This is a genomic window from Streptomyces sp. NPDC001549 (assembly GCF_042894025.1).
GTDB classification, from domain to species: Bacteria; Actinomycetota; Actinomycetes; order Streptomycetales; family Streptomycetaceae; genus Streptomyces; species Streptomyces kutzneri.
The window spans coordinates 151,683-167,856 of sequence record NZ_JBIAVJ010000019.1 but is presented as its reverse complement, the minus strand read 5'-3'; the positions used below and the strand labels follow the sequence as shown (position 1 = coordinate 167,856).

Below are 16,174 nucleotides of genomic sequence, written 5' to 3'. Positions count from 1 at the left end.
AGACTCCAGCCAGCGGAAATACAGAGGGGCAGACGCAACAGGTGCGCATCGCCAGGTTCTCGATCGACGGCAACGTCGCGTTCGGCGCGGTCGAGGGCGACGGCGCCCCCGGCGACGACTCCACGCTCGTTCTCGACATCATCAAGGGCATCCCCTTCGCGGACTTCGAGCTCTCGGGCACGAAGGTCCCGATGAGCAAGGTCCGGCTGCTGCCGCCCGTGCTCCCGAACAAGGTCGTGGCCATCGGCCGCAACTACGCGGAGCACGCGGCGGAGCTCGGCAACGAGGTCCCCGACGCCCCGATCACCTTCTTCAAGCCCTCCACCTCGGTGGTCGGCCCGGGCGACCCGATCACGTACCCCTCCTTCTCCCAGGACCTCCACCACGAGGCGGAGCTCGCCGTGGTCATCGGCCGTATGTGCCGCGAGGTCCCGAAGGAGCGCGTCAAGGACGTCATCCTCGGCTACACCTGCGCCAACGACGTCACCGCGCGCGACGTCCAGCAGCGGGAGAAGCAGTGGGCCCGGGCCAAGGGCTTCGACAGCGCCTGCCCCCTCGGCCCCTGGATCGAGACCGACCTGGACCCGAGCGACCTGACCATCCAGTGCACGGTCAACGGCGAACAGCGCCAGCTCGGCCGTACCAGTGACATGGTCCGCTCCATCGAGGACCTGATCGTCCACATCTCCGAGGCCATGACGCTGCTGCCCGGCGACGTCATCCTCACGGGGACCCCGGCCGGAGTCGGCCCCCTCAACGTCGGCGACGAGGTCGCCGTCACCATCGAAGGCATCGGCACTCTCACCAACAAGGTGATCAAGCGTGGTTAACGGACCTGTCCGCGTACGTTTCTGTCCCTCCCCGACCGGCAACCCCCACGTGGGCCTGGTCCGGACCGCACTCTTCAACTGGGCGTTCGCCCGCCACCACGGCGGTACGTTCGTCTTCCGCATCGAGGACACCGACGCGGCCCGTGACTCCGAGGAGTCCTACGACCAGCTGCTCGCCTCGCTGCGCTGGCTCGGCTTCACCTGGGACGAGGGCCCCGAGGTCGGCGGCCCGCACGCCCCGTACCGCCAGTCCGAGCGCATGGACATCTACGCGGACGTCGCGAAGAAGCTGCTCGACGGCGGCTACGCGTACCACTGCTACTGCTCGACCGAAGAGCTCGACGCCCGCCGCGCGGCCGCCCGCGCCGCCGGCAAGCCCTCCGGCTACGACGGCCACTGCCGCGAGCTCACCCCCGTGCAGATCGAGGCGTACCAGGGCGAGCACCGCCCGGCGATCGTCCGCTTCCGGATGCCCGACGAGCCGATCACCTTCACCGACCTCGTCCGCGGCGAGCTGACCTTCACCCCGGAGAACGTGCCGGACTTCGGTATCGTCCGGGCCAACGGCGCCCCGCTCTACACGCTGGTCAACCCGGTCGACGACGCGCTGATGGAGATCACGCACGTCCTGCGCGGCGAGGACCTGCTGTCCTCGACCCCCCGCCAGATCGCCCTCTACGCGGCACTGACCGAGCTGGGCGTCGCCAAGAGCACCCCCGCCTTCGGCCACCTGCCGTACGTGATGGGCGAGGGCAACAAGAAGCTCTCCAAGCGCGACCCCGAGGCCTCGCTCAACCTGTACCGCGAGCGCGGCTTCCTTCCCGAGGGCCTGCTGAACTATCTCTCGCTCCTCGGCTGGTCCTTCTCCAAGGACCAGGACGTCTTCTCGATCGAGGAGATGGTCTCGAAGTTCGACATCGACGGCGTGAACGCCAACCCGGCCCGCTTCGACCTGAAGAAGGCCGAGTCGATCAACGGCGACCACATCCGCCTGCTGGACCCGAAGGCCTTCGCGGACGCCTGCGCCCCGTGGCTGCAGGCCCCGCACGCCAACTGGGCCCCCGAGGACTTCGACGCCGAGGCCTGGGCGCGGATCGCCCCGTACGCCCAGACCCGGGTGACCGTCCTGTCGGACATCACGGCCAACGTCGACTTCCTGTTCCTGAAGGAGCCGGTGGAGGACCAGGCCTCGTGGGACAAGGCGATGAAGGGCGAGCCGGCCGCGCTGCTCACCACGGCGCGCGCCAACCTGGAGTCGGCGGACTGGGCCGACCCCGAGTCCCTCAAGCAGGCCGTCCTGACCGCCGGTGAGGCCCACGGCCTCAAGCTCGGCAAGGCCCAGGCCCCGGTCCGCGTGGCCGTGACCGGCCGCACGGTCGGCCTGCCGCTCTTCGAGTCCCTGGAGATCCTGGGCAAGGAGCGCTCGCTGGCCCGTATCGACGCGGCGCTGGCCAAGCTCGCCGCGTAGCCGCTCCCGTACGAAGACCAGGCCCGGACCCCCGGCAGTTGCCAGGGGTCCGGGCCTGATGTCTGAGCTCTGAGGTCTGAGCCCCGAGCGGCGAGGGGGATCAGGCCTCGGTGAGGATGGTCCGGGCCGCGGCGACCTTCTTCAGGTGCAGCTCGCGCAGCTCCTGGAGCACCTTGGCATCCACTGCGATCTTCGTCTGCTGGATTTCCGCCTCCGCGGTGAACCACGAGTTCAGCAGACCGGTACGCGCCTTGCAGGCCACGTCGGCCTGTGCCGTCGCCTTTTCCCCGTCCGTCACCGGACCGTCCTGGAATTTCTCCACGGCCGGCGGGTCCATCGGCGATGCGTACGTGTAGCCCTTTTCCTTCATGCGGGCGGACCATTTCTGGAACGCCGCCTGCACCTCGGGACGGGCGAGGGAATCCTGATAACTCCGGCTCGATATCCGGCGCGCCGTCTCGACGGCCTGCGGGTGCTCGTAATCCTTGCGGAAATCCAGAATCGACTGGCCCGGGCAGCCCTCTTCCGGGATCGCCTTGCCCCCGTATTCGAGCGGCCCCGTCTTCCCCTCGGAGGAGGGCTTCGCGGCCCGGGGCTGTGCGGTGCCGGCGTCCGCGGGTCGCGCCGCGTGCTCCTGCGGCGCTCCCTGTGCCGAGCATCCGGCCAGAACTACCGCGGCGAGCACGGCAGTTGCCACTCGTCTCATCGTCATGCCTTCCGTGCGGGCCCCGCGCGCGGCCGCGGACGGCCGACGCGCGGGGCTGTGGTGCGCTGCTGGAGTGACGACTCGGGTCAGTTGGACGTGTAGCAGTCCGAGCCCGTACGGGAACCGAAGCCGAGGGAGGCGTTCTGGTGGTAGGTCCTGTTCAGCTTGTAGACGTTGGTGAGGGACGCGACCGCGTCACAGGCGCCGGCGAAGCCGCTGTTGTGGAAGACGGTGGCCTTCTGCATGCTGCCGTTGCAGAAGGAGGCGGGCGTTGTTCTTGACGGGCTTGCCGTATCCCGCCTTGCCCGACTCCAGGTACGTGTAGCCGCTCAGGTTGGAGTTGTAATAGAAGGTGCCGCAGTTGGCGTGGTAGCCGTTGCACCAGATGTCATATCCGCTGCTGGCCCGGGCGGGGGCCACGCCGAAGGCGAGGGCGGCATCGGAGTGCATGCGGACGGCGGCCTCGAAGGCCAAGGGCAAATAAAAATGGAGCACTGAATTCCATTTCCTGCGTCCGCGAGACACGGTCCGCAGGGGTTTCGCATACTGGGGACATGGTCATCCGAGCGGTTCTCTGGGACATCGACGACACCCTCTTCGACTACACGGGGGCCGACGCCGCCGGGCTGGCGCGACAGGTGGAGGCCGCAGGTCTGGCGGACCGGTACGGGACCCCCGCGCAGGCGCTCGCGCTGTGGCGGGAGATCACCGACCGGCACTGGGCGCGCTTCGCCGCCGGCGAGGGCACCTTCCAGGGGCAGCGGCAGGAGCGGGTGCGGGAGTTCCTGGAGGAGCCCGGGATGACCGCGGACGAGGCCGACGCCTGGTTCGACCAGTACGTGGAGCACTACAAGGCCGGCTGGACCGTCTTCCCCGACGTGGTGCCCGCCCTCGACGCCCTCGCGGCCGACTACCGGCACGGGGTGCTCTCCAACTCCTCCCTCGCCAACCAGGACCCGAAGCTCCGCGACCTCGGGCTGCGCGACCGCTTCGAGGTGCTGGTCTGCGCCGTCGAACTCGGGATCAGCAAGCCCGAGGCGGGGGCCTTCCTGGCCGCGTGCGACGCGCTCGGGCTGCCGCCCGGCGAGGTGGCGTACGTGGGAGACCAGCCGGAGATCGACGCACGGGGAGCGCGTGACGCCGGATTGACGGCCGTCTGGATCGACCGCGACGGCTGCCGCGGCCCCGGGCCGGACGGCGCGCACCGCATCGAGGGCCTTGACCAGCTCCCGCAGCTGCTGGCGCGGGATACCCGTTTTGGAGCACGGTCAGGCATCCGGTAATGTTCTTTCTGCGCCGCCGGAGCGGGCCGAGAGGCCGGACGGAGGCGCCACCCAAAGAAAAGCCCCCCGCAAGGGGTTGACTTTTGGTGGGGTATAGTGTAATTGGCAACACGAGGGTTTCTGGTTCCCTTATTCTAGGTTCGAGTCCTGGTACCCCAGCGCAGTGCAGCAGTAACGCAGTGCTTTGCCCCCGTTGTGTAGCGGCCTAGCACGCCGCCCTCTCAAGGCGGTAGCGCCGGTTCGAATCCGGTCGGGGGTACAGATCCTTCCCGCGAGATCTCTTGGGTCGCACCCGGACGTCTCGAAGCAGGATCGCTAGGGCCCCCGTTGTGTAGCGGCCTAGCACGCCGCCCTCTCAAGGCGGTAGCGCCGGTTCGAATCCGGTCGGGGGTACTGTTGGTCTGGTCTAGACCACTTTGGGCTATAGTGTAATTGGCAACACGAGGGTTTCTGGTTCCCTTATTCTAGGTTCGAGTCCTGGTAGCCCAGCGCAGTAACAGCAGCACCAGCTAGCCCCCGTTGTGTAGCGGCCTAGCACGCCGCCCTCTCAAGGCGGTAGCGCCGGTTCGAATCCGGTCGGGGGTACGCATCGAAGAGGCCCTCCGCGTTCATCGCGGAGGGCCTCTTTCGTGTTGTGCCGGCGCGCAGATGAGTGCGGGCCCGAAGGCGCGTGTCAGGACGTGTGCGGCGTCGTACGCGCCCCCGGGCCCGGCGGGCGGGCGGGGGAAGAGGCCCTGCGGGCCGAAAGGGGCTCAGCTGGAGCGGCGCAGGGCCTCCGAGAGCCGTGCGGCCGCGTCGATGACGGCCTGGGCGTGCATCCGGCCCGGGTGGCGGGTCAGCCGCTCGATCGGTCCGGAGACCGATACGGAGGCCACCACGCGGTTCGACGGCCCGCGCACCGGCGCCGAGACGGAGGCCACGCCGGGCTCCCGCTCGCCGATCGACTGCGCCCAGCCGCGACGCCGTACGCCCGAGAGCGCCGTCGCCGTGAAGCGCGCGCCCTGAAGACCGCGGTGGAGCCGCTCGGGCTCCTCCCAGGCCATCAGGATCTGCGCGGCCGAACCGGCCTTCATCGGAAGCGTCGAGCCCACCGGGACGGTGTCCCGAAGACCCGAGAGCCGTTCCGCGGCCGCCACGCAGATACGCATGTCTCCCTGACGGCGGTAGAGCTGCGCGCTCTCTCCCGTCACGTCACGGAGGTGGGTGAGTACCGGTCCCGCCGTGGCCAGCAGGCGGTCCTCGCCGGCCGCGGCGGCGAGCTCCGCCAGCCGCGGTCCGAGGATGAACCGGCCCTGCATGTCCCTCGCCACCATCCGGTGGTGTTCCAGTGCCACGGCAAGGCGATGTGCCGTGGGTCGTGCGAGCCCTGTCGCCGCGACCAGCCCGGCGAGGGTGGCCGGACCGGACTCCAGTGCGCTCAATACCAGAGCTGCCTTGTCGAGAACGCCGACGCCGCTAGAGTTGTCCATGAAACGATATTCGCGTCTCACACTGTGAAACGCAAGTTCAATTTTTCCAAGAACCAGCGAGTCTGTATGTGCGGGTCCACGAACCACTGGGTCCGAGCCGTCGTCCGGGACGTGGGGTACGGGCGGTGCGGCGTACAAGATCTCTATGAAGCGCCGGCACAACCGGCCGGCCGGAGGGAAAGCGATGGGTAGGACACTCGCGGAGAAGGTCTGGGACGACCATGTCGTCCGGCGCGCCGAAGGCGAGCCCGACCTCCTCTTCATCGATCTGCACCTGCTGCACGAGGTGACCAGCCCGCAGGCCTTCGAAGGACTGCGTCAGGCCGGCCGCAAGGTCCGACGCCTCGACCTCACCATCGCGACCGAGGACCACAACACCCCCACCATCGACATCGACAAGCCGATCGCCGACCCGGTCTCGCGCGCCCAGCTGGAGACGCTGCGGGCGAACTGCGCCGAGTTCGGCGTGCGCCTGCACTCGCTGGGTGACGTCGAGCAGGGCGTCGTCCACGTCGTGGGGCCGCAGCTGGGTCTGACCCAGCCCGGCACCACCGTGGTCTGCGGCGACTCGCACACCTCCACGCACGGCGCGTTCGGCGCGCTGGCCTTCGGTATCGGTACGAGCCAGGTCGAGCACGTGCTGGCCACCCAGACGCTGCCGCTGGCCCGCCCGAAGACGATGGCGATCACCGTCACCGGCGCGCTGGCCGAGGGCGTCACCGCGAAGGACCTGATCCTGGCGATCATCGCCAGGATCGGCACCGGCGGCGGCCAGGGCTACATCCTGGAGTACCGGGGCGAGGCCATCGGGAAGCTGTCGATGGAAGCCCGCATGACCATCTGCAACATGTCGATCGAGGCCGGTGCCCGCGCGGGCATGATCGCCCCTGATCAGACCACCTTCGACTACCTGCAGGGCCGTGACCACGCCCCCACGGACAAGGACTGGGACGCGGCGGTCGAGTACTGGAAGACCCTGCGCACGGACGACGACGCGGTCTTCGACGCGGAGGTCGTCATCGACGGCACCGCGCTGTCCCCCTTCGTCACCTGGGGCACCAACCCGGGCCAGGGCGCGCCGCTGTCGGCCCACGTCCCCGACCCGGCTTCGTACGAGGACGCTTCGGAGCGCCTGGCCGCCGAAAAGGCCCTGGAGTACATGGGGTTGACCGCCGGACAGCCGCTGCGGGACATCAAGGTCGACACCGTCTTCGTAGGTTCCTGCACCAACGGCCGCATCGAGGACCTGCGCGCCGTCGCCGGCATCATCGAGGGCCGCAAAGTCGCCGACGGCGTACGGATGCTGGTCGTCCCGGGCTCGGTCCGGGTCGCCCTGCAGGCCGTGGAAGAGGGTCTGGACAAGGTCTTCAAGGAGGCCGGCGCCGAGTGGCGGCACGCGGGCTGTTCGATGTGTCTGGGCATGAACCCCGACCAACTGGCGCCCGGTGAACGCTCCGCGTCCACCTCCAACCGCAACTTCGAGGGCCGGCAGGGCAAGGGCGGGCGCACCCACCTGGTCTCCCCGCAGGTGGCCGCCGCCACCGCGGTGCTGGGCCATCTGGCCTCGCCCGCCGACCTGTCCGCCGCCGACGCGACCGCCGGAGTCTGAACCATGGAAGCCTTCACCACCCACACCGGCCGGGCCGTCCCGCTGCGCCGCGGCAACGTCGACACCGACCAGATCATCCCGGCCCACTGGCTGAAGAAGATCACCCGCGACGGGTTCGAGGACGGGCTCTTCGAGGCCTGGCGCAAGGACCCGGAGTTCGTCACGAACCGCCCGGAGCGCGCCGGCGCGACCGTACTGGTCGCCGGCCCCGACTTCGGTACGGGTTCCTCGCGCGAGCACGCCGTCTGGGCCCTGCAGAACTTCGGCTTCAAGACGGTCATCTCCTCCCGCTTCGCCGACATCTTCCGCGGGAACTCGCTGAAGAACGGCCTGCTGACCGTCGTCCTCCCGCAGGAGACCGTCGAGCAGCTGTGGAAGCTGACGGAGGCCGACCCGACCGCCGAGATCACGGTCGACCTGGTCGACCGCCAGGTGCGAGCGGAAGGCGTCGTCGCGGAGTTCGAACTCGACGACAACGCCCGCTGGCGTCTGCTGGAGGGCCTGGACGACATCTCGCTCACCCTTCAGAACGAAGCGGACATCGCCACGTACGAAAGCGCCCGCCCCACCTTCAAGCCGCGCACGATTCAGGCCTGATTCCTGCCTGATCAGCGCTTATTCACCTTCGGGTGATCACATCGACAACACTGTGCCCCCCGCCCTCCGGCGGGGGGCACAGCCGTTTGTTGAGGCCCCGTGAGGCGACAACTCGCCCCAGATGGCACAATCTGTGCATGGAACGCGACAGTCAACTCGAGCTCTACGAACTCGTCGCGGACCGGTTGAAAGAAGCACACACACGGGTGCGCTCACTGCAAGTCCCGGAGGGCGTAAGGATGGCGCTGTCCCGGAAGCTGTTGGTCGTCACGGCCGCGGCGAAGCATGATCTCGCCGATGCGGCAAGGCGCCTGGACAGGTTGATGAAGGACCTCGACGAGGGTCGATTCCCTGAAGGCGACTGATGCGAAGGAACTCCGTAACGGCCTACAGCGTTGCGGCACTAGGGTGATTAGCCCGTTTCGTGTTTGATTTGCGGTATATATCCGCCTAACGTGCGAAATAAGCTTGAACACATTCGTTCTGGCGAAGTCTCCGAAGGGGAAGACGTGAACAAGGCGCAGCTCGTAGAAGCGATTGCCGACAAGCTGGGCGGCCGCCAGCAGGCCGCGGATGCTGTCGACGCGGTACTGGACGCGATCGTCCGCGCTACCGTCGCGGGCGACCGGGTCTCGGTCACGGGCTTCGGCTCGTTCGAGAAGGTCGACCGTCCGGCCCGTTACGCCCGCAACCCTCAGACGGGTGAGCGCGTCCGGGTCAAGAAGACCTCTGTGCCCCGCTTCCGTGCCGGCCAGGGCTTCAAAGACCTGGTCAGCGGCACCAAGAAGCTCCCCAAGGGCGGCGAGGTGTCCGTGAAGAAGGCGCCCAAGGGCAGCCTCACGGGTGGTGCCTCCGCGACGGTTAAGAAGGCCGTGGCGAAGAAGGCCACCACCGCCAAGAAGGCCGCGGCAAAGACCACGGTCGCAAAGAAGGTCGTGGCCAAGAAGGCCACGGCGACCGCCAAGAAGGCGGCGGTGAAGAGCACCGCCACGGCCAAGAAGGCCACCGCGGCCGCCAAGAAGACCACCACCGCGGCCAAGAAGACCACGGCCGCCGCGAAGAAGACCACCGCCGCGGCGAAGAAGACCGCGCCGGCGGCCAAGAAGGTCACCGCAGCGACGAAGGCGCCCGCCAAGAAGACGGCGACGCGCAAGGCCACCGCGAAGAAGACCACCGCCCGCAAGAAGTAGGGGCACGCGTCACACAGGCCGGGCCGGCTCCCCATGTGGGGGAGCCGGCCCGCGGTGCGTTCGGCGCGCCGGCGACCGGTCCGGGCCGCGGGCGGCCGCCCCTTCAGAACGTCTGCAGCGTCACCAGGGTGATCCGCAGGCTCGCGCCCGCGCCGTCCGTCTCGATCCGGACCCGCTGCCCGGGCCGCAGCAGCCGCAGGCCGCCCGCGTCGAAGGCCGGGGCCTCGAAGGGCACCGGAGTGCCGTCGTCCAGCAGCACGCTGCCGCTGCGGGTCTGGGAGTCGTACGTGTACGCGGTCGCCTGCATACGGGCACTGTATCGGGCGGTGTGGCGCCCCACGCCGAGGGTGAGCGCGGTGCGCAGATCGGCCGCCGTGTCCACGTCCCGGCGCACGCTGTCGACGTCCGCCAGGGAGATTTCCACCGCCCCCGAGGCCGAATGTCTGGCCCGTGACGGCCCGCCGAAGGAGGGGGCCAATTCCACGTCCGGTGCGGCGGAAAGCAAGGTCGTCCCGATTCCGGCCGCATCCGCCAGAAATGCCCGCGGAAATACCGAAGCGTTTTCGAGCACGCGTTGCAATTCCGGGGGCCGGAGCGCCGGCAGATCGGCGTTCAGCGCGGCCACCGCGGCGCCCGGCCGGCCCGACCGCACCGCCCGCGCCCCGTGGTCCAGGGCCGCGTTGAGCCCGGCCGCCGGGGCGTCCGGAACGATCCGCGCCCCGAGCCGCGCCAGTTCCGCACCGGCCGCGGCGTCGTCCGTGACGACCACCACATCCGCGACCGCCGCGCAGGCCAGGGCCCCCGCGACGGTGTCCTGGGCGAAGGCCAGGGCAAGGCCCGGACGAGAGGCGCCCACGGCCCGCGCGAGACGGCTCTTCGCCACCGCCAGAGGCTTCAGCGGGACCACCAGACTCCAGACGGCGTTCGTGACGGACCCCTTCCCTCCGGTGCGCTCCGGCACATCCTTCGGCCATGGTCAGGTCACGGCCGGGTCATGTGTCGGCCCATTGTCACCTCCGCCCGGCCAACCCGGGAGTCCGGCGGGGTGAGCGGGGCGTACGGTGTTCTCGACAGAGACCGGGCGTGGGGTGACACTTGTCCGGCCGACGAGGTGCCCAAGCCGCGCACCGGTCCTAGAGGAAGGTGTCCGAGTGTCCCGCCGCAGAATCGGCTTCTGGTACCGCCTGGCGGCGGTCATCGCAAAACCGCCGCTGGTAGTGCTCTTCAAGCGGGACTGGCGGGGAATGGAGCACATTCCGGCCGAGGGCGGTTTTATCACCGCCGTCAATCACAACTCGTATCTGGACCCGCTCTCGTACGCGCACTTCCAGTACAACACCGGCCGGGTGCCCCGATTGCTCGCCAAGGCCGCCCTCTTCAAGGTCCCTATTGTCGGGTCGATCCTGCACGGCAGCGGACAGATCCCCGTCTACCGGGAGTCCACCAACGCCCTGGACGCATTCCGGGCCGCCGTGGACGCCATCGAGCAGGGCGAATGCGTGGCCTTTTACCCGGAGGGCACCCTCACCCGCGACCCCGACATGTGGCCGATGGCAGGCAAGACCGGCGCCGCACGCGTGGCGCTGATCACCAGGGCGCCCGTCATCCCGGTGGCCCAGTGGGGCGCGAACCTCGCGATGCCGCCCTACGCCAAGGAGAACAAGGTCCGGCTCTTCCCGCGCAAGACCCTCCAGGTGCTCGCCGGACCGCCGGTGGACCTCTCCGCCTTCTACGACGCGGAACCCACCCCGGAGGTCCTCCGGGAGGTCACCGAGGTCATCATGGCGGCCATCACCGCGCTGCTGGAGGAGGTGCGCGGCGAGACCGCGCCCGAGCAGCTGTACGACCATCGCAACGCCAGGGCGGAACAGCGGCGCAAGGCCGCAGGGGAGGGCAACAAGTGACACGTCCCGTGAAGGCGACCGTCTTCGGAACAGGCTCCTGGGGCACGGCCTTCGCCATCGTCCTCGCCGACGCCGGCTGCGAGGTGACGCTGTGGGGCCGCCGCCAGGAGGTGGTCGACGCCATCAACACCGGCCGGACCAACCCGGACTACTTCCCCGGCGTCGAACTCCCCGCGAACCTCCGGGCCACCACCGACCCGGCCGAGGCCGCGGCCGGCGCGGACTTCACCGTCCTCGCCGTCCCGTCCCAGACCCTGCGCGAGAACCTCGCCGCGTGGGCACCCCTGCTGGCCCCCGACACCGTGCTCGTCTCCCTGATGAAGGGCATCGAACTCGGCACCGCCAAGCGGATGAGCGAGGTCATCGAGGAGGTGGCCAAGGTCCCCGCCGAGCGCATCGCCGTGGTCACCGGCCCCAACCTGGCCGCCGAGATCGCCGCCCGCCAGCCCGCCGCCTCCGTCGTCGCCTGCGTGGACGAGAGCGTGGCCCAGCGCCTCCAGGCCGCCTGCCACACCCCGTACTTCCGCCCGTACACGAGCACCGACGTCACCGGCTGCGAGCTCGGCGGCGCCGTCAAGAACGTCATCGGCCTCGCCGTCGGCATCGCGGACGGCATGGGCCTGGGCGACAACACCAAGGGCTCGCTCATCACCCGCGGACTCGCCGAAGCGACCCGCCTCGGCGTGGCGATGGGCGCCGACCCGCTCACCTTCTCCGGCCTCGCGGGCCTCGGCGACCTGGTCGCCACCTGCTCCTCGCCGCTCTCCCGGAACCACACCTTCGGCACCAACCTCGGCCGCGGGATGACCCTGGAGGAGACCATCGCGGTCACCAAGCAGACCGCCGAGGGCGTCAAGTCCTGCCAGTCGGTGGCGGATCTGGCCCGCCGCCACGGGGTGGACATGCCGATCACCGACACGGTGGTGGACATCGTCCACCACGGCAAGCCGACCCTGGTCGCGCTCAAGGACCTGATGGGCCGCAGCGCCAAACCGGAACGTCGCTAGCTCCTTTCCGGACGCCTGAGCGGGTACTCTCGTGGCGATATGAGCAGCGAGAACCTCCCCCAGACCCCTGAGCAGCAGGGCCGCAAGCCCCGCGTGGCCGTCGTGTTCGGCGGCCGCAGCTCGGAACACGCCATCTCGGTCGTCACAGCGGGCGCCGTGCTGCGCTCCATCGACCGCTCCAAGTACGAGGTGCTGCCCATCGGCATCACCACGGACGGCCGATGGGCGCTGACCGCCGACGAGCCCGAGCGGATGGCCATCGCCGACCGCAAGCTCCCGAGTGTCGAGGAGCTCGCCGACTCCGAGGACGGCGCCGTCGTGCTCTCGGTCGACCCCGCCAGCCGCCAGGTCGTCTACACCGAACCGGGCGCCGTCCCCAAGGCCCTGGGCGAGGTCGACGTCGTCTTCCCCGTACTGCACGGGCCGTACGGCGAGGACGGCACCCTCCAGGGCCTCCTGGAGCTCTCCGGCATCCCGTACGTCGGCTCCGGCGTCCTCGCCTCGGCCGTCGGCCAGGACAAGGACTACATGAAGCGGGTGTTCACGTCCTTCGGGCTGCGCGTCGGCCCGTACGTGACCATCCGCCCCCGCGAGTGGGAGGCCGACCGGGACGCCGCCACGGGCAAGATCCTGGACTTCGCCGCCGAGCACGGCTGGCCGCTGTTCATCAAGCCCGCCCGGGCCGGCTCCTCCATCGGCATCACCAAGGTCGACGACGCCTCCGGTCTGGACGCCGCGGTCAAGGAGGCCCGGCGCCACGACCCGAAGATCATCGTGGAGGCGCTGCTGCGCGGCCGCGAGATCGAGTGCGGGGTCCTGGAGTTCGAGGACGGGCCGCGCGCGAGCGTCCCCGCCGAGATCCCGCCGGTGTCCAGCCACGACTTCTACGACTTCGAGGCGAAGTACATCGACTCCGCCTCCGGGATCGTGCCCGCCCCGCTCACCCCGGAGCAGACCGCCGAGGTGCAGCGGCTCGCGATCGAGGCCTTCGAGGCCGCGTCCTGCGAGGGCCTGGTGCGCGCCGACTTCTTCCTCACCGAGGACGGCACGTTCGTCATCAACGAGATCAACACGATGCCGGGCTTCACGCCGATCTCCATGTACCCGCTGATGTGGCAGAAGACGGGCATCGAGTACCCGGAGCTGGTGGACAGCCTGATCCAGGCGGCCCTGCGCCGCTCCACCGGCCTGCGCTGACAGTCGTCCGAAAAGCCGACCGCCCGCCGACCGCCTTCGAAGGCGGTCGGCGGGCGGCGGTGTGCTCGGTACCCGGTGCGCGGTACGCGGAGCGCGGTACTCAGTAGGAGGCGATGCCCTCGGGCACGGTCGCGGTGATGGCCGTGGACAGGCCGACCAGCATCCCCGCATCCGTGGCATGCTCCTTGTCGACCTGGACCTCGGTGTAGGCCAGCCGCAGCCCGGTGGTGAACCGGAACCCCCCGCCGGAACCGTCGTCGAGCTTCTCCAGCAGCCAGGCCACTCCGTTCACGTGGACGCCCTCCTGCTTCGGATCGAGCATCTTGGGGGGCTTGGGGATACCGCACCGCAGTACGATCGCCGAACCGCCCCACGCGGCGGTCAGATCGGACTCCGGTTCGGTTCTGGTCCGCGCCAGGCCGGCCACCGTCTCCGGGAGCTCCTTGTGCAGTGCCGCACAGAGTCCCGCGACGGCGGCGGGCGGCGTGGGCGGGGGGTCCACCCGGGCTTCGGATCCGCCCGGGGAGCACGCCGCGGCGGCCAGGACGGCCATCGAGGCGGGCAGGGCGGACAGGGCGGACAGGGCGCGGACACGCAGGGGCCGGTGGTGGAGGGACATCACCGGCCAAGAGTAGACGGGGGCTACAGATGGACCACCGGGCAGGTCAAGGTGCGGGTGATCCCCTCCACCTGCTGGACCTTGGCGACGACCATACGGCCGAGGTCGTCCACGGTGTCGGCCTGGGCGCGCACGATCACGTCGTACGGGCCCGTCACGTCTTCGGCCTGGATCACCCCCGGGATCTGGCCGATGGACTCGGCGACGAACGACGCCTTGCCCACTTCGGTCTGGATAAGGATGTACGCCTGTACCACGGAACCTCCAGGGCGGCCACGAGGATCATTTCCCCTAACCTTCGGGTGGGCCCCACACGAATGAACGGGCCGGGGGAAGAAGGGACGCCACGGTACCGCGTCGCCGTGCGCCACGGGGAGACCCGCGGGCCCGGCGCCACGCACAGCGGGGCGTACGGAGAGCAGAAGTTGACGTATCTGTTGACGGTACCCAGAGCTGAGACGGCTCGCGACCGCAAGCGGACTGGGCAAGAAGGGGCACAGCGATGAAGGGCACTGTCGGCGAGCTGGGGGAGTTCGGGCTGATCAGGGAGCTCACCTCACGGCTCACCACCACCCCGGCGGTCCGGCTCGGACCGGGCGACGACGCCGCGGTGGTGTCCGCCCCCGACCGGCGGGTCGTGGCGAGCACCGACATCCTGCTGGAGGGCCGGCACTTCCGGCGCGACTGGTCCACGGCCTACGACGTCGGCCGCAAGGCCGCCGCGCAGAACCTCGCCGACATCGCAGCCATGGGCGCGGTGCCGACCGCGCTGCTGCTCGGCCTCGTCGTCCCCGCAGAACTGCCGGTCACCTGGCCCACCGAACTGATGGACGGGATCCGCGACGAGTGCCAGGTCGCCGGCGCGGCCGTGGTCGGCGGGGACGTCGTCCGCGGGGACGTCATCACCGTCGCCATCACCGCCCTCGGCGACCTGCGCAACCACGAGCCCGTCCTGCGCTCCGGCGCCCAGCCCGGCGACGTCGTCGCCGTCACCGGCTGGCTCGGCTGGTCCGCGGCAGGCTTCGCCGTGCTCTCGCGCGGCTTCCGCTCCCCGCGGGCCTTCGTCGAGGCGCACCGGCGCCCCGAGCCGCCGTACCACGCGGGTCCCGCCGCCGCCGGGCTCGGCGCCACCGCCATGACCGACGTCAGCGACGGCCTGATCGCCGACCTCGGGCACATCGCCGACGCCAGCAAGGTACGGATCGACCTGCGCTCGGCGGCCGTCGACATCCCGACCCAGATGCACGACATCGGGCAGGCCGTCGGCGTGGACCCGCTCCAGTGGGTGCTCACCGGGGGAGAGGACCACGCGATCGTGGCGACCTTCCCGCCCGACGTGAAGCTCCCCGCCCGCTGGAAGGTCATCGGCGAGGTGCTCAACCGCTCCGCGCTGCCCCAGGTGACCGTCGACGGCGCGCCCTGGACCAGCACCGGCGGCTGGGACCACTTCGGGGCCGACCCGGCCGCCCAGGACGGCACGCTGTGAGCACCGCCCCGCCGCTGTGCCTGACCGTCGCCGGATCCGACTCCGGCGGCGGCGCGGGCATCCAGGCCGACCTCAAGACCATGCTGGCGCTCGGGGTGCACGGCATGAGCGTGGTGACCGCCGTGACGGCGCAGAACTCGCTCGGGGTACGGGGAGTCTGGGAACTGCCCGCCGAGGCCGTCACGGCCCAGTACCGGGCCGTCGTGGACGACATCGGAGTCCAGGCAGTGAAGACCGGGATGCTCTCCTCCGCCGTCCTGGTGGAGACGGTGGCCGCGCTGCTGGCGGACACCCGGGCCCCGGCCGTCGTGGACCCCGTCGGGGTCTCCAAGCACGGGGACGCGCTGCTCGCCGCCTCGGCGCTGGACGCCGTACGCAAGGAGCTGCTGCCGCGGGCCACGGTGGCCACCCCCAACCTGGACGAGGTGGCCCAGCTCACGGGTGTGGTGGTGGAGACCGAGGACGACATGCGGCGGGCCGCCGACGCGATCCTCGGCCACGGGCCGCAGTGGGCGCTGATCAAGGGCGGACACCTCGCGGCGCACGGCCACGAGGCGGTGGACCTGCTCACCGACGGCACCGAGGAGCGGTGGCTGCGCGCCCGGCGTCACGACAACCGGCACACCCACGGCACCGGCTGCACCCTCGCCAGCGCGATCGCGGCGGGCCTGGCCAGGGGACTGACCGTCCCGGAGGCCGTCACGGCCGCCAAGGAGTACGTCACGGGCGCCATCGCCGCCGGCTTCGCGCTCGGCGGGGGCATCGGCCCGGTGGATCACGCCTGGCAGTGGCGCTGAACCCGCTGCGAC

The 16,174-nt window shown here is 70.1% G+C and carries 18 protein-coding genes, 5 tRNA genes and 1 pseudogene; 17 read left to right on the top strand and 7 right to left on the bottom strand.

The window, feature by feature from the left end; genetic code table 11:
* Positions 1 to 41: 41 nt before the first annotated feature.
* Complete coding sequence (locus tag ACFY04_RS28095) at positions 42 to 830, top strand: fumarylacetoacetate hydrolase family protein (RefSeq protein ID WP_030009261.1); 789 nt, start codon at positions 42 to 44, stop codon at positions 828 to 830.
* Positions 823 to 2,298, top strand: a complete 1,476-nt coding sequence (gene gltX / locus ACFY04_RS28090; protein WP_389120764.1) for a glutamate--tRNA ligase — start codon at positions 823 to 825, stop codon at positions 2,296 to 2,298. Before ACFY04_RS28095 ends, gltX begins: the two co-directional genes overlap by 8 nt.
* 100 nt (positions 2,299 to 2,398) lie before the next feature.
* Here gltX and ACFY04_RS28085 read toward each other — a convergent pair whose 3' ends face one another.
* From ACFY04_RS28085 to ACFY04_RS28075, 3 genes are all read right to left on the bottom strand, one after another.
* On the bottom strand, positions 2,399 to 2,995 hold the full coding sequence (locus ACFY04_RS28085) for a hypothetical protein (protein WP_389120761.1): 597 nt from the start codon (positions 2,993 to 2,995) through the stop codon (positions 2,399 to 2,401).
* A gap of 95 nt (positions 2,996 to 3,090) precedes the next feature.
* Positions 3,091 to 3,249 carry a hypothetical protein gene (locus ACFY04_RS28080; RefSeq protein WP_389120759.1) on the bottom strand — a complete coding sequence of 53 codons (159 nt, stop codon included), beginning with the start codon at positions 3,247 to 3,249 and terminating at the stop codon, positions 3,091 to 3,093.
* On the bottom strand, positions 3,200 to 3,484 hold the full coding sequence (locus tag ACFY04_RS28075) for a hypothetical protein (RefSeq protein WP_389120756.1): 285 nt from the start codon (positions 3,482 to 3,484) through the stop codon (positions 3,200 to 3,202). The genes ACFY04_RS28080 and ACFY04_RS28075 overlap by 50 nt, the downstream gene beginning before the upstream one ends.
* Before the next feature lie 74 nt (positions 3,485 to 3,558).
* On the opposite strand from ACFY04_RS28075, the gene ACFY04_RS28070 reads away from it, so the two are divergent.
* The 6 genes from ACFY04_RS28070 (at position 3,559) to ACFY04_RS28045 (ending at position 4,872) form a co-directional block, all read left to right on the top strand.
* On the top strand, positions 3,559 to 4,287 hold the full coding sequence (locus ACFY04_RS28070; RefSeq protein ID WP_389120753.1) for an HAD family hydrolase: 729 nt from the start codon (positions 3,559 to 3,561) through the stop codon (positions 4,285 to 4,287).
* An 87-nt stretch (positions 4,288 to 4,374) separates the two neighbouring features.
* Positions 4,375 to 4,446: transfer RNA gene (locus ACFY04_RS28065), tRNA-Gln, on the top strand.
* Between the two features lie 27 nt (positions 4,447 to 4,473).
* Positions 4,474 to 4,546: transfer RNA gene (locus ACFY04_RS28060), tRNA-Glu, on the top strand.
* 61 nt (positions 4,547 to 4,607) lie between these two features.
* Positions 4,608 to 4,680: transfer RNA gene (locus tag ACFY04_RS28055), tRNA-Glu, on the top strand.
* 24 nt (positions 4,681 to 4,704) lie between these two features.
* Positions 4,705 to 4,776: transfer RNA gene (locus ACFY04_RS28050), tRNA-Gln, on the top strand.
* A gap of 23 nt (positions 4,777 to 4,799) precedes the next feature.
* Positions 4,800 to 4,872, top strand: a tRNA-Glu gene (locus ACFY04_RS28045).
* A 167-nt stretch (positions 4,873 to 5,039) separates the two neighbouring features.
* Here the strand turns inward: ACFY04_RS28045 and ndgR are convergent.
* Positions 5,040 to 5,756 (bottom strand): IclR family transcriptional regulator NdgR, encoded by a 717-nt coding sequence (gene ndgR, locus ACFY04_RS28040; RefSeq protein WP_389120751.1) that lies wholly within the window; start codon positions 5,754 to 5,756, stop codon positions 5,040 to 5,042.
* Between the two features lie 184 nt (positions 5,757 to 5,940).
* Between ndgR and leuC the strand changes: the two genes are divergently transcribed.
* The 4 genes from leuC to ACFY04_RS28020 all read left to right on the top strand — a co-directional run bounded on the left by leuC (position 5,941) and on the right by ACFY04_RS28020 (position 9,152).
* Positions 5,941 to 7,365: a 3-isopropylmalate dehydratase large subunit gene (gene leuC / locus ACFY04_RS28035; RefSeq protein ID WP_389120748.1), complete on the top strand. Its 1,425-nt coding sequence runs from the start codon at positions 5,941 to 5,943 to the stop codon at positions 7,363 to 7,365.
* A gap of 3 nt (positions 7,366 to 7,368) precedes the next feature.
* Positions 7,369 to 7,962, top strand: a complete 594-nt coding sequence (gene leuD, locus ACFY04_RS28030; RefSeq protein WP_389120746.1) for a 3-isopropylmalate dehydratase small subunit — start codon at positions 7,369 to 7,371, stop codon at positions 7,960 to 7,962.
* 137 nt (positions 7,963 to 8,099) lie between these two features.
* The gene (locus ACFY04_RS28025) at positions 8,100 to 8,327 is read left to right on the top strand and encodes a hypothetical protein (RefSeq protein ID WP_030009267.1); all 228 of its coding nucleotides are present in this window, start codon (positions 8,100 to 8,102) and stop codon (positions 8,325 to 8,327) included.
* Positions 8,328 to 8,471: 144 nt separating this feature from the next.
* Positions 8,472 to 9,152, top strand: coding sequence for an HU family DNA-binding protein (locus ACFY04_RS28020; RefSeq protein ID WP_301366289.1), 681 nt, complete (start codon positions 8,472 to 8,474; stop codon positions 9,150 to 9,152).
* A gap of 310 nt (positions 9,153 to 9,462) precedes the next feature.
* On the opposite strand, the pseudogene cofC reads toward ACFY04_RS28020, so the two are convergent.
* Positions 9,463 to 10,113: pseudogene (gene cofC / locus ACFY04_RS28015) on the bottom strand (2-phospho-L-lactate guanylyltransferase); the annotation flags it as partial.
* 190 nt (positions 10,114 to 10,303) lie between these two features.
* Here cofC and ACFY04_RS28010 point away from each other — a divergent pair.
* From ACFY04_RS28010 to ACFY04_RS28000, 3 genes are read left to right on the top strand one after another with little or no spacing between them, the layout of a single operon-like run.
* Positions 10,304 to 11,056 (top strand): lysophospholipid acyltransferase family protein, encoded by a 753-nt coding sequence (locus tag ACFY04_RS28010; protein WP_389120743.1) that lies wholly within the window; start codon positions 10,304 to 10,306, stop codon positions 11,054 to 11,056.
* Positions 11,053 to 12,063, top strand: a complete 1,011-nt coding sequence (locus ACFY04_RS28005) for an NAD(P)H-dependent glycerol-3-phosphate dehydrogenase (protein ID WP_373046153.1) — start codon at positions 11,053 to 11,055, stop codon at positions 12,061 to 12,063. The genes ACFY04_RS28010 and ACFY04_RS28005 overlap by 4 nt, the downstream gene beginning before the upstream one ends.
* Before the next feature lie 39 nt (positions 12,064 to 12,102).
* The gene (locus tag ACFY04_RS28000; protein ID WP_314244333.1) at positions 12,103 to 13,260 is read left to right on the top strand and encodes a D-alanine--D-alanine ligase family protein; all 1,158 of its coding nucleotides are present in this window, start codon (positions 12,103 to 12,105) and stop codon (positions 13,258 to 13,260) included.
* A gap of 100 nt (positions 13,261 to 13,360) precedes the next feature.
* Here ACFY04_RS28000 and ACFY04_RS27995 read toward each other — a convergent pair whose 3' ends face one another.
* Both ACFY04_RS27995 and ACFY04_RS27990 read right to left on the bottom strand, forming a co-directional pair.
* Positions 13,361 to 13,879, bottom strand: a complete 519-nt coding sequence (locus ACFY04_RS27995; protein ID WP_389120738.1) for a DUF3515 domain-containing protein — start codon at positions 13,877 to 13,879, stop codon at positions 13,361 to 13,363.
* Between the two features lie 23 nt (positions 13,880 to 13,902).
* The gene (locus ACFY04_RS27990; protein ID WP_030011290.1) at positions 13,903 to 14,136 is read right to left on the bottom strand and encodes an Lrp/AsnC family transcriptional regulator; all 234 of its coding nucleotides are present in this window, start codon (positions 14,134 to 14,136) and stop codon (positions 13,903 to 13,905) included.
* Between the two features lie 245 nt (positions 14,137 to 14,381).
* Here ACFY04_RS27990 and ACFY04_RS27985 point away from each other — a divergent pair, with 245 nt between their 5' ends.
* Together ACFY04_RS27985 and thiD are read left to right on the top strand one after the other, a co-directional pair.
* Positions 14,382 to 15,365 carry a thiamine-phosphate kinase gene (locus tag ACFY04_RS27985; RefSeq protein ID WP_150259680.1) on the top strand — a complete coding sequence of 328 codons (984 nt, stop codon included), beginning with the start codon at positions 14,382 to 14,384 and terminating at the stop codon, positions 15,363 to 15,365.
* Complete coding sequence (thiD, locus tag ACFY04_RS27980) at positions 15,362 to 16,162, top strand: bifunctional hydroxymethylpyrimidine kinase/phosphomethylpyrimidine kinase (protein WP_389120735.1); 801 nt, start codon at positions 15,362 to 15,364, stop codon at positions 16,160 to 16,162. Before ACFY04_RS27985 ends, thiD begins: the two co-directional genes overlap by 4 nt.
* The last annotated feature ends 12 nt before the right edge of the window (positions 16,163 to 16,174 follow it).